This window comes from Mycobacterium sp. NGS18, assembly GCF_059813185.1.
On sequence record NZ_JCALEC010000006.1, the window covers coordinates 15,075 to 27,844 of the forward strand.

Annotated in this window: 5 protein-coding genes; all 5 read left to right on the forward strand. The window is 66.5% G+C overall.

The window, feature by feature from the left end; all coding sequences use genetic code 11:
• Positions 1 to 72: 72 nt before the first annotated feature.
• The 5 genes from AC5Y31_RS13140 to AC5Y31_RS13160 all read left to right on the forward strand — a co-directional run bounded on the left by AC5Y31_RS13140 (position 73) and on the right by AC5Y31_RS13160 (position 12,760).
• Positions 73 to 597 (forward strand): 2'-5' RNA ligase family protein, encoded by a 525-nt coding sequence (locus tag AC5Y31_RS13140; protein WP_499980823.1) that lies wholly within the window; start codon positions 73 to 75, stop codon positions 595 to 597.
• Between the two features lie 130 nt (positions 598 to 727).
• Positions 728 to 3,856 (forward strand): ATP-binding protein, encoded by a 3,129-nt coding sequence (locus AC5Y31_RS13145; protein ID WP_499980825.1) that lies wholly within the window; start codon positions 728 to 730, stop codon positions 3,854 to 3,856.
• The gene (locus AC5Y31_RS13150) at positions 3,853 to 6,978 is read left to right on the forward strand and encodes an ATP-binding protein (protein WP_499980826.1); all 3,126 of its coding nucleotides are present in this window, start codon (positions 3,853 to 3,855) and stop codon (positions 6,976 to 6,978) included. The genes AC5Y31_RS13145 and AC5Y31_RS13150 overlap by 4 nt, the downstream gene beginning before the upstream one ends.
• 134 nt (positions 6,979 to 7,112) lie before the next feature.
• Positions 7,113 to 10,130, forward strand: coding sequence for an ATP-binding protein (locus AC5Y31_RS13155; protein WP_499981060.1), 3,018 nt, complete (start codon positions 7,113 to 7,115; stop codon positions 10,128 to 10,130).
• 50 nt (positions 10,131 to 10,180) lie between these two features.
• Positions 10,181 to 12,760 (forward strand): helix-turn-helix transcriptional regulator, encoded by a 2,580-nt coding sequence (locus AC5Y31_RS13160; protein ID WP_499981061.1) that lies wholly within the window; start codon positions 10,181 to 10,183, stop codon positions 12,758 to 12,760.
• Positions 12,761 to 12,770: the final 10 nt, after the last annotated feature.

Below are 12,770 nucleotides of genomic sequence, written 5' to 3' on the forward strand. Positions count from 1 at the left end.
GCACCTCCTCAATTAGCGCGATCTTTCCGTGAAAGCGAGGTCTGCGACAGCCGTTCGGAACAAACTGGCCCAATGGCCCTGGCCGTCTGCCTGCTGTTCGACCGGCGATCCGAGCGGGCGCTGCGAGCCCTATGGGACCGTATCGAAAGCCACGGTGTGCCCAGCCTGCGATCGCATACCCATCGGCGGCACGTTCCGCACCTGTCTTACGCGGTGCTGCGCAGCTGGGACCGCGACGCGGTGGCAGCGGCGCTGGCCGAGCTGGACGACGGTGCCCCGGTGGAACTCAGCTTCGATGGCCTGGGCCTGTTCCGTCGCGGGCGGGCCTGGCTGCTCGCCGGGGTCAGCGCCGATATTGTGGCGCGCCAACAGCGCGTCGTCGAGGTTGTCAGGAGCGCCGGTGCCGAGCTGCACAAGCACTATCGGCCCGGCGTGTGGCTGCCGCACTGCTCGCTGGCCCCGCGGGCCAGGCTGGATCAGCTGCCGCTGGTGGCGGCCGAGGTGTTCGACGTGGTGCCGTTTCAGGCGCGGTTGGATCGCGCGGCTCTGGTCAACAGCGCGACTGGCGAGGTGTTCCCGCTGTTGTCGCTGCCGTGATGGGTTTCGCCCAGCTACAGCGCCGCCCGCAGCCGTCGCTACTGTGACGATCACGTTACAACAGTCCAGCTAGCTGCGGAAAAGCATATTGTTGGCCGATCGGTTGATTTTATGGATCGGCGGCGTCGGGATGACCGCAACCACATGCCGGGCGTGCGGTGCCGAACCACTGGAGAATGCACGGTTCTGCCACTCCTGTGGTTCGCCGATCACCGCTGCCCCGGCGCCGGCGGAATTCAAGCAGGTGACGGTGTTGTTCGCCGACGTGGTGCATTCGATGGATATCGCTGCGGCGGTGGGCGCCGAACGGCTGCACGAGATCATGGCGCAGTTGTTCGACCAGTGCGCGGCGGTGGTGCGACGTTTCGGCGGGACGGTGGACAAGTTCACCGGGGACGGCATCATGGCGGTGTTCGGTGCGCCGGTGGCGCTGGAGGATCACGCTTTTCGGGCGTGCTTGGCGGCCTTGGAAATTCAGCGGTCCGAAGAGGGTGTGCTGCAGCTGAGGGTCGGGCTGAACTCGGGTGAGGTGGTCGCCGGGGAGATCGGGTCCGGACCGGGCAGCTATACGGCGATCGGCGAGCAGGTCGGGATGGCGCAGCGGATGGAGTCGGTTGCCCCGCCGGGCGGGGTGATGCTCAGCGCATCCACTGCGCGGTTGGTCGAAGAGGTTGCCGCACTGGGCGAATCGGAGTGGGTGCAGATCAAAGGCGCCGACGATCCGGTGCGGGTACGCCGGTTGCTGGGGGCGGCGCAACAGCATCAGCAAGGCAAGCGAAGCGACCCGGCGCTGGTGGGGCGCACCTGGGAGTTGAACACCATAGCCGGGATTCTCGATGAGGCGATCGGCGGCGCCGGGTGCGTGATCAATGCTGTAGGTCCGCCGGGTATCGGTAAGAGCCGCATCGTCCGGGAATCCGCCGCACTGGCCGCACAACGTGGCGTGGAGGTGTTCGCCACTCATTGCGAATCGCATACCAGCGACATCCCGTTCCATGCGGTCGTGGGATTGCTACGGGCCGCGCTGGGAGTCGAAGGTCTAGGACACCAGGCGGCTCGGGCACGGGTCCGTGACCTCGTCACCCCTGCCGACCTCGAAGACCTGTTGCTGCTGGACGACTTGCTGGGCATCGCCGATCCCGACGTCGAACTGACCGACATCGAAGCCGATGCCCGGCGGCGGCGGTTGACGGCGCTGGTCAATGGCGCCTCGGTGGCCCGAGATACGCCGGCACTGTATGTGATCGAAGATGCCCATTGGATCGATGAGGTCAGCGAATCGATGTTGACCGATTTCTTGGCGGTGATACCGCAGACCCGTTCGATGGTGTTGATCACGTATCGCCCCGAATACCATGGCGCGCTGGCCACCATGTCCGGGGCACAGACTATCGTGCTGCGGCCGCTGAACAACGCGCAAGCCGCGACGCTGATCGGGGAGCTGCTGGGCAGTGATCCCTCGGTGCGCGGGCTGACACAGATAATCGCCGAACGTGCTTCAGGCAACCCGTTTTTCGCTGAAGAGATCGTGCGCGACTTGGCCGAGCGCGGCGTCATCCGCGGCAGCCGACACTCCTACCTGCTGGTCGGTGACGTCGCCGACGTGGGGGTGCCGGCAACACTGCAGTCCGCCATCGCCGCCCGTGTCGACCGCCTCACTCCCGCCGCCAAACGCACGCTGAGTGCCGCGGCGGTCATCGGGTCACGATTCAACCCCGATCTGCTGGCCGCACTGGGGATCGACCCGCTCCTCGATGAGTTGGTCAAGACCGAGCTGGTCGATCAGGTCGGGTTCGCCCCGCGCCCCGAGTACGCATTCCGGCACCCGTTGATCCGGTCGGTGGCCTACGACTCCCAGCTGAGATCCGATCGCGCCGAGCTGCACCAGCGGCTGGCTGCCTCGATCGAACAACGCGGCCCGGAGTCGGCGGACGAGAACGCTGCGCTGATCGCCGAACACCTTGAAGCGGCAGGCGATCTGCACGCAACGTTTGACTGGCACATGCGCGCCGGCACGTGGCTGACCCATCGGAACATGATCGCGGCACGGGCCAGCTGGCAGCGTGCGCGTGACGTCGCCGACCGATTGCCCGACTCAGACCCAGAACGCACCGCACTGCGGATCGCCCCGCGGACGCTGCTGTGCGCCACATCGTGGTTTGCCGGCGGTACCCTGGCCGACACCGGTTTTGACGAACTGCGCGACCTGGCCGGCGCCGCCGACGACAAGGTGTCGCTGGCCATGGGGATGGCGGGATGGCTGCCGGCTTTGATCGTGCACGCCCGGTTCCGGGAAGCATCGATGATGGCTTCCGAGCTCACCAGCCTGCTCGAATCGATCGGCGATCCGATGTTGACCCTCGGGCTGCTCTACAGTGCGCTCGCCGCCAAGTTCGAGCGGGCCGAGATGCGCGAAGTCGTGGGGCTGGCGCAACGGATGATCGACCTGGCTGACGGCGATGCCACGAAGGGCAATCTGATAGTCGACTCTCCGTTGGTGTGCGCGCTCATGTTGCGTGGCTGCGCACGATGTTGCCTGGGCGACCGCGGCTGGCGAGACGACGTCGAGCAGGCCGCGACCATGGCCCGGGCATTCCAACCGTCGTTCCGCGCGGTGACACTGCTGTTCAAGTACACCCTCGTCGGTGGTGGCGTGTGGCTGCCGGACGCGGCCGCATTGCAGGAGACAGCTGAGGTGCTCGAACTCGCGGAGCGATCCGGCGACGATCTCCCGCTCGCATCCGCCCGGCAGGTGCGCGGCATCGCCCTGATGAGCCAGGACAATCCCGACCGGGAAGCGGGTTTGGCACTGCTTGCCGCGGCCCGTGAGGCTGCTGTGCAAGAGCGCTTCACGTTGATCGCGGCCTTTTTCGCCGACAATGTTTTCGCCGAGGAGAAGGCCCGAGCCGGCGACCTCGACGGCGCGATCGCCCTGTCGCGAGTCGTCCTCAACGAGCTGTTCGCCTCAGGCGATGTACTCAATCTTGGGCAGGCCACCGCCGTTCTGGGCGGGTTTTTACTGCTCAAAGGTACAGACGCCGACGTGCGGGAAACACAGGAGGCCATCGACCGGCTCGTCGCCGTGCCGACCGAACCGGGGTTCGTCGTGCACGACATCTGGCTGCTTCGGCTGCGGGCCCTGCTGGCCCGGGCCAAGGGAGATGCGGACGGCTACCGGGACCTGGTCGCCGGCTACCGAAAGATGGCCGCCGATCTAGGGTTTGAGGGCCACATCGCACAAGCGGAGACGATGACATGACCGCCTGCGGCACGTGCGCCACCGAACTGCAGACCAATGCCAAGTTCTGTTTCGAGTGCGGTGCGCCGGTTGCGGCGGCTGTACCGGCGGAGTTCAAGCAGGTGACGGTGTTGTTCGCCGACGTGGTGCATTCGATGGACCTCGCGGCGGCTGTGGGTGCCGAGCGATTGCGCGAGATCATGGCGCAGTTGTTCGACCGCTGTGCGGCGGTGGTGCGGCGTTATGACGGGACCGTGGACAAGTTCACCGGCGATGGCGTCATGGCGGTGTTCGGCGCGCCGGTGGCGTTGGAGGATCATGCCTTTCGCGCGTGCCTGGCGGCCGTGGAGATCCAGAGAACCGAGGAGAGTGCGCCGCAACTGCGGGTAGGGCTGGACTCGGGGGAGGTGGTCGCCGGTGACATCGGGTCCGGGCCGGGCAGTTACACCGCGATCGGTGAGCACGTGGGTATGGCGCAGCGGATGGAGTCGGTAGCGCCCCCGGGTGGAGTGATGCTCAGCGAATCAACCGCGCATCTGGTGGACGATGTCGTCACGCTCGGCGAACCGGAGTTGGTGCACATCAAGGGCGCCGCCGAGCCGGTGGTGGCGCGTCGGCTGCTGGGGGTGCCGTCGGGCCATCAGCACGCCGGGCGACGAGACGCGTCGTTGGTGGGCCGCGGCTGGGAGATGGCGGCGCTGACAGGAATGCTGGACGCGGCGATCGATGGCAGTGGCGGTGTGGTCGGCATCGTCGGACCGCCCGGTATCGGCAAGAGCCGGATTGTCCGGGAGGTCACCGCTGCCGCGGCAGGCCGCGCCGTCGAGGTGTTCGCCGCCTACTGTGAGTCGCACGCGAGCGAAATCCCGTTCCATACGGTGACATCCTTGCTGCGGATCGCACTGCGGGTTGCCGACCTTGACGACGAGGGGGCACGCGCCCGGATCAGGGAACGCGCGCCCGATTCCGATCCGCAGGACCTGCTGCTGCTCGACGATCTGCTCGGCATTCGAGACAGCAGCGTCGAACTGCCCGACATCGATCCCGATGCCCGGCACCGGCGGCTGACTCGTCTAGCGAACACCGTCTCGCTGGCCCGGCGGACCCCAGCCGTGTACGTCGTCGAGGACGCGCATTGGATTGACGAGGCCAGCGAGTCGCTGCTGGCGGGCTTTCTCACGGTGATCTGGCAAACCCCGTCGCTGGTGTTGGTCACCTACCGGCCGGAGTATCGCGGCGCGCTGACCCGTATACCGAACTCGCAGATGATCACCCTTGCGCCATTGAATGCTGCGCAGGCATCCGCATTGGCCGGTGAGCTGGTTGGTTCCCATCCGTCAGTTGCCCACCTGACTGCCCAGGTGGTCGAGCGGGCCGCCGGCAATCCGTTCTTCGCCGAGGAGTTGGTGCGTGATCTGGCTGAGCGGGGTGTGTTTGCCGGTGACCGTGGCAACTATGTCTGCGACGTCGAGGGTGCCGAGGCGAGCGTGCCCGCCACCTTGCAGGCCACCATCGCAGCCCGCATCGACCGGCTCGGTGCCGCCGCAAAGAGAACGCTGAACGCCGCCGCCGTCATCGGGTTGCGGTTCAGCGCGGAGCAGTTGGCATTCTTCGATGGCGAGGCTGCGATGGCTGAGTTGATCGAGGCCGAACTCATCGATCAGGTCCGGTTCACCCCGGACGTCGAATATGCCTTCCATCACCCGCTGATCCGCACGGTGGCCTACGAATCTCAGCTGAAATCCAGCCGCGCCGAACTGCATCGGCGTCTGGCCGCTTCATTGATGCAGAGTCACCCGGATTCGCTGGACGAGAACGCGGCGCTGATTGCCGAGCATCACGAGGCCGCCGAGGACCTGCACGCCGCCTTCGACTGGCACATGCGCGCCGGGGTCTGGGCGCAGTATCGCGACGTCAGGGCCGCGAGAGTCAGTTGGGAACGCGCCCGATCAGTCGCCGACCGATTGCCAGCCGATGACCCGGGCCGGACACCGATGCGGATTTCCCCGCGGACCCTGCTGTGTGGGAGCACCTTTCGGGTCAGCGGCACGATTGCCGCCACCGGGTTCGACGAACTGCGCGAGCTGTGCGCCGACGCCGGTGACAAAGTGTCACTGGCGATAGGCACGGCGGGGCTGATGACAGCACTGGTATTCCACAACCGGTTCCGGGAAGCCGCGCGTGTCGCGTCGGACTGCGCCGAGCTGGTCGAGGCGATCAGCGACCCGACGCTGACCGTCGCGCTTGGTAACGCGGCGAGCAATGGGAAGTGGCAAGCGGGTGAGGCGGTCGAGAGTTTGCGATTGGCGCAGCGGGTTATCGATCTGGCCGAAGGCGATCCCACCAAGGGCAATCTGGTTGTCGGGTCGCCTTTGGCGATAGCGGTGGCGCTCCGGGGTGCCAGTCGATGTTGCCTCGGCATCCCGGGTTGGCGGGAAGACCTGGATCAGGCCATCGTGACGGCGCGCACCGTCGGCGACGCGATGTCGTATGTCTTCACCGTGCTGACGAGGTACTTCTTCCCCATCTGGAGCGGCGCACTGCTCCCGGACGCGGCGGCTGACCGGGACACCGCCGAAGCGATTGAGCTCGCCGAGCATTCCGGCGACGACTTTGTAGTGGACTACGCCCGCTTGAGTCGCATCGCGGCCCTCGCCAGGGAGGACGATTCTCACCGCGCAACGGTTCTGGCGCTGCTCGCCGAGGGGCGTGACGCGAGCCTGCGACACGGTTACGCGCAGAAAGCGGTGCGGTTCATCGACGGTGCACTTGCGAAAGAGAAAGCCAAGGCCGGGGATGTCGACGGCGCAATCCAGCTGGCGCGCAGGTCCGTCGATTACCTGTTCGACGTCGGCGAAATGCTGAGCTGCGGAGCGGACACTGTCGTGTTGGTGGAGTCCCTGCTGCAGCGCGGTACGAACGACGATCTTGCGGAGTCGCAGGCCGTCGTCGAGCGACTGGCAGCGGTGCCGACCGACCCAGGGTTCGTGTTGTTTGAGATCCCGTTGCTGCGGCTGCGGGCGCTGCTGGCGCAGGCGAACGACGATGCGGCCGGCTATCGCGAATTTGCCGACCGGTACCTCGAGAGAGCCACCGAGGTCGGGTACGAAGGGCACATCGCACAAGCGGAGGCGATGACATGACCACCTGCGTCGCGTGCGCCACCGAACTGCAGACCAATGCCAAGTTCTGTTTCGAGTGCGGTGCGCCGGTTGCGGCGGCTGTACCGGCGGAGTTCAAGCAGGTGACGGTGTTGTTCGCCGACGTGGTCCATTCGATGGACCTCGCGGCGGCAGTGGGTGCCGAGCGATTGCGCGAGATCATGGCGCAGTTGTTCGACCGCTGTGCGGCGGTGGTGCGGCGTTACGGCGGGACGGTGGAGAAGTTCATCGGAGATGCCATCATGGCGGTCTTCGGCGCGCCGGTGGCCTTGGAGGACCACGCGTTACGGGGCTGCTTGGCCGCGTTGAAGATCCAGCAACAGGCTCACCAACTGGCTGTTGAGGTGGCGGGCGTCGACGGCGTCGAATTGGCGCTGCGGGTAGGGCTGAATTCCGGGGAGGTCGTCGCCGGGGAACTCGGCTCCGCCGCGCTGAGCTACACGGCGATCGGTGAGCAAGTCGGATTCGCGCAGCGGATGGAGTCGGTCGCGCCGCCCGGAGGAGTGATGCTCAGCGAATCGACAGCGCGACTGGTTCAACACGTTGCCGCGTTAGGCGAACCCGAGTTGGTGCGGATCAAGGGTGCCGTCGAGCCGGTGTCCGCTTGTCGGCTATTGGGGGTGTCCCCGGAACGCCGGCATACCGCCCGACAGGATTCGACGCTGGTGGGCCGGTCCTGGGAGATGGGCGCACTCAGGGGCATCTTGAATGAGGCAATCGCCGGGACCGGCTGCGTAGTGGGTGTGGCCGGACCTCCCGGAATCGGTAAGAGCCGGATCGTCCGCGAGGTCAGTGCCGTGGCGCAAAGCCGTGGAGTCGAGGTGTTCGCCGTCTACTGCGAGTCCCATGCGCGCGAGATCCCTTTCTACGCAGCGACTTCGCTGCTGCGCACCGCTCTCGGGATAGACGGTCTCGACGACGAATCGGCCCGCACTCAAGTGCAGGAGCGCGCGTCCGATGCGGATCCGGAGGACCTGCTGCTGCTCGAGGACCTGCTCGGCATTCGCGATAGCGCGATTGAGACGCCCTCCATCGACCCCGACGCCCGGCGGCGCCGGGTGACGCGATTGGTCAAAGCCGTCTCGCTGGCTCGTACCACGCCGGCGGTCTATGTGGTGGAGGATGCGCATTGGATCGATGAGGTCAGCGACGTGTTGCTGGCGGATCTGCTCGGGGTGACCCAGCAGACCCCATCGCTGGTGATGATCACCTACCGGCCTGAATATCACGGGGCGCTGGCCAGCACGGTGAGCTCGCAGACGATCAACATCGGGCCACTGAACGCGTCGCAGACGGCCCGGCTCGCGGCCGAACTGATCGGATCCGATCCGACGGCGGCGGCGCTGTGTGGGCAGGTCGCCGAGCGGGCCGCCGGGAACCCGCTTTTCGCCGAGGAGATGGTGCGCGATCTGGCCGAGCGCGGCGTGCTGACCGGATCACGCGGTCACTACGCCTGCGCAGTAGATGATGCCGAACTCGTCGTGCCGGCAACGGTGCAGGCCACCATCGCGTCCCGCATCGACCGGCTCGACCCGGCGGTCAAGCGAGCGTTGCATGCCGCCGCGGTGATCGGATTGCGGTTCGACTCCGAGCAATTGGCGTTGCTCGAAGATGATGCACAAATCGTTCCGTTGCTCGCCGCGGAGCTCATTGATCAGGTGCGGTACACCCCGCATCCCGAATACGCATTCCATCACCCGCTGATCCGGATCGTGGCTTATGAATCGCAGCTGAAATCGCAGCGTGCCGTACTGCATCGGCGGTTGGCTTCAGCCATCGAGCTCAGCCACCCCGAGGCGCTCGACGAGAACGCTGCACTGATCGCCGAACATCTCGAGGCCGCCGGTGACTTGAAGGCTGCGTTCGACTGGCACATGCGAGCCGCAACGTGGGCACAACACCGCGACATCCGGGCCGCCCGGGTCAGTTGGGAACGGGCCCGAACGGTCGCAGACCGGCTGCCCGTCAACGATCCCGGCCGCGCATCGATGCGCATAGCCCCGCGAACCCTGTTGTGCGGGAGTACGGCCTGGGTCAGCGGCACCGTCGCCGATACCGGATTCGACGAATTGCGCGACCTTTGCATCGCCGCCGGTGACCAGGTGTCACTTGCAATCGGCATGGCAGGGTTGATGACGGCGCTGATCTTCCACAGCCGGTACAACGAGGCGTCCAGCGTCGCGTCGGACTGCATCCGGCTGATCGAGTCGATCGACGACCCACTGTTGACGGTTACGCTTGCTATTGCGCCGAGCAACATCAAGGTGCAGGCCGGCGAGGCGGCTGAAGGCCTGCGGTTGGCGCAGTCCATTATCGACCTGGCTGACGGCGACCCGTACAAGGGCAACCTGTTGATCGGGTCACCGCTGGCGACCGCGCTCATGTTCCGCGGCACCAGCCGATACTGTCTTGGGCTGCCAGGGTGGAAAGAAGATCTCGACGAGGCGTTGTCGATGGCCCGCAGCGTCGACGTGCGAACCTATGTGACCGCCGTGCTGGCAAAGTACGGCTTCGCCGTGCATTGTCGTGCGTTACTGCCGGACTCGGCCGCAGACCAGGTGACCGCGGAAGCGCTGGCGATGGCCGAACATTCCGGCGATGACTACGCCGTTGATACCGCGTTGCTGACCCGCGGCTTCGTCCTACTCCATCAGGGCGGCCAGCGTCGCGAGGCTGGAATGGCGTTGCTCGCCAAGTACCGTGACGCGTACCTGCGGCACGGATATACCCAGGGTTGCGTCCGGTTCTTTGAAACCGAACTCGCGCGTGAGAAGGCCCGCACCGGCGATGTCGATTTTGCTGTTGAGACCGCGCGTGTCGCCGTCGATTACCTGTTCGACGTCGGCGACATGATCGCGCGCGCCGAGGCCGTCAGAGTTTTCGTTGAAAGCCTGCTGCAGCGCGGCAGCCGCGCTGACCTCGCCGAGGCGCAGGCTGCGATTGACCGGCTGGCGGCGGTGCCGACGGACGCGGGGTTCGCATTGCTTGAGGTTCCGCTGCTGCGACTGCGTGCCTTGCTGGCGAGGGCGAACGGTGATGAAGGCGGCTACCGCGACCTTGCCGACCGGTACCTCAAGAGGGCCACCGAGGTTGGCTACGAAGGTCACATTGCGTTAGCGAAGGCGATGAGGTGAGGGCCGGGATCGTGCGTGTGTCGTGGCCGTTGACCGCCCGTCCGGCGGAGATGCGGACTCTCGAGTCGGCCATCGCGGCGCCGGATGTCGCCGGAATCGTCATCCACGGTGTTTCGGGAGTGGGAAAGAGCCGGATCGCACGTGAGGCATTGTCGGCAGCCGAGTCGCGGGGAAGCGTAACTCGCTGGGCGATAGGCACATCTGCGGCACGCGCAATTCCGCTCGGCGCCTTCGCGGCGTGGACGCCGCCGGGTGTCACCGACACGGTTCAGTTGCTGCGGGGGGTGATCGAGTCGCTGGTCGCCGCCCCTACCGGCGCCATGGTTGTGGTGGGCATCGATGATGTGCATCTGCTCGACGACCTGTCCGCATTCGTTGTGCACCAGATCGTGCAGCGGGGCTTGGCCAAGGTGATTCTCACCGTCCGCGACGGTGAAGCGATTCCCGGCGCGGTGCACGAGATCTGGGCGTCCAGCCGGTTCGAACGGCTCGACCTGCAGCCGTTGTCGATCGAGGAAACCGCCACGTTGGTGTCGGCGGCTATGACGGGACCGGTGGATCCTTCTGCGGTTCAGCGGCTGTGGAGGCTGACTCACGGGAACGTGTTGTACCTGCGTCACATCGTCGAGCAGGAGGTTGCCGACGGCCGGATCGAGCAACATGGCGGTTACTGGCGCTGGATCGGGGACCCAATCATGCCGCTGAGCCTGGTCGAGCTCATCGAATCCCGCTTCGGCGCCTTGCCCGAGCCGATCAGCGATGTGATCGACACCCTGGCGGTCGGGGAGCCGATCGATCTGGCCGCCCTGATTCGGATCACCGACCCCGCTGCGGTCGAGGAGGCCGATACCCGCGGCCTGATCACCTTGGAGCCCATCGTCGGCGGTGTGCAGGTGCGGGTCGCGCATCCGCTCTACGGGGAAGTGCGCCGCACCCGCGCACCGGCCACCCGGCTACGGCGGCTGCGGGGACTGGTGGCTGCCGAACTCGCCGTAGCCGATGATCGAGACGACATCCAGATGGTGGTGCGCCGCGCCACCCTAAGTCTTGACTCCGATCTCAGGCCGGACGCCGAGTTGCTGGTCAGGGCAGCTCGTGGCGCCGTCTGGCTGGCGGACTTGACTCTCGCCGAACGACTTGCCGCAGCGGCGATCCAGGCCGGCGGTGGGACGGAGGCGAGTTTCGTTCGCGCTCACGCACTGTCGTGGCTTGGCCGCGGCGGGGAGGCCGACGGTGTGCTCGCTGACATCGCCGTCGGCGACTTGGCTGACGGCGACTGTGCCCGGTTGGCATTTCTGCGGGCCAGCAACATGCTCTGGGCGCTCGGTGAGCCCGCGCGGGCGAAGGAGATCATCGACGAGGCGTCGTGCACCGTAGCGCAGCAGGCCCGCAGTTACATCGATGCCTTCCTCACGGTGTACTGGTTTGCCGTGGACCGCCCGGATGCGGCGAAACGGGCCGCCGAAGTACTTGACCTGGAGGAGTTGCCGGCTGTTGTCGGCGCCGAGATCGCCTGGGTGCTCGCCGCCATCGCCGCGGACGGCGGGCGTACCGCCGAGGCCGTGGCCACTGCTGAGGCCGGGTATGGCATTGTTGCCCGTTCATTTGACGCCCCCCACATGAGTTTCAACATCGCCGATGCACACATCGGCGCCTTGCTGCTGGCGGGGCGGGTGAATGAGGCGGTGAAGGCGGCCGAGCGGGTCAGCCAGCAGGCAGCCGAGCTGCCGGGCACGGCTCAATCACTCGGTGCCGCCGTCGCGGGCCTGGCAGCCCTGGGTGCCGGTAGCCTCGACGCCGCGTGCCGACTGCTGGAACAGGCGGCAGCAGGACTGTCCGCCAGCCATGCCATCGGTTGGGGATACCGCTATCTGGTGCCGGGCATCACCGCGCTGGCGATGCGTGGTGCAACTGACGAGGCCGTCGCTGCTCTCGCCACGCTCGACGAGCTGAGACGTCCGTTCCGGTTGCTCGACTATGACCGGAGCCTGGCCCGGGCGTGGGTGGTCGCCGGCCAGGGTGCAGTCAGCGCAGCGATCGCGGTCGCAAGGTCGGCCGCCGAGGCCGCTGCAGCCAAGGGGCAATTCGCGGCGGAAGTGCTTTGTCTGCAGACCTCCGCCCAGTTCGGAGATCGCACCGCTGCGGTCCGATTGCGCGAACTCGAAGCTGTCGTCGAGGGGCCGCGGGTTGCTCTGGCCGCCCGGTTCGCCGCCGCGCAACGCGATGGAGACGCCGCGGAAATGGCCGCGGTGTCGCTGGACTTCGAACGCATGGGAGATTTGGTCGCCGCCGTCGACGCCGCCGCCCACGCAGCGATCCGGTACCGCCACCAGGACCTGCGTGGAACAGCGTTGGCATGCGCTACTCGCGCCGCGGCGCTGGCCGAACAATGCGGGGGCGCAAGCACCCCGGCGCTCCGCCGAGCCGCAGAGCCGTTGCCGCTGACAGAACGGGAAGCAGAGATCGTGATGCTGATCGGCGCGGGATTGTCCAACCGCGCGATCGCCGAGCGGCTGACTCTTTCCGTGCGAACCGTCGAAAGCCACATCTACCGGGCTATGTTGAAGACGGACACCAACTGCCGGGACGAACTCGCCGCACTGCGACCCCGCCTCCGGGGGCAACAATGATCGCTACGGG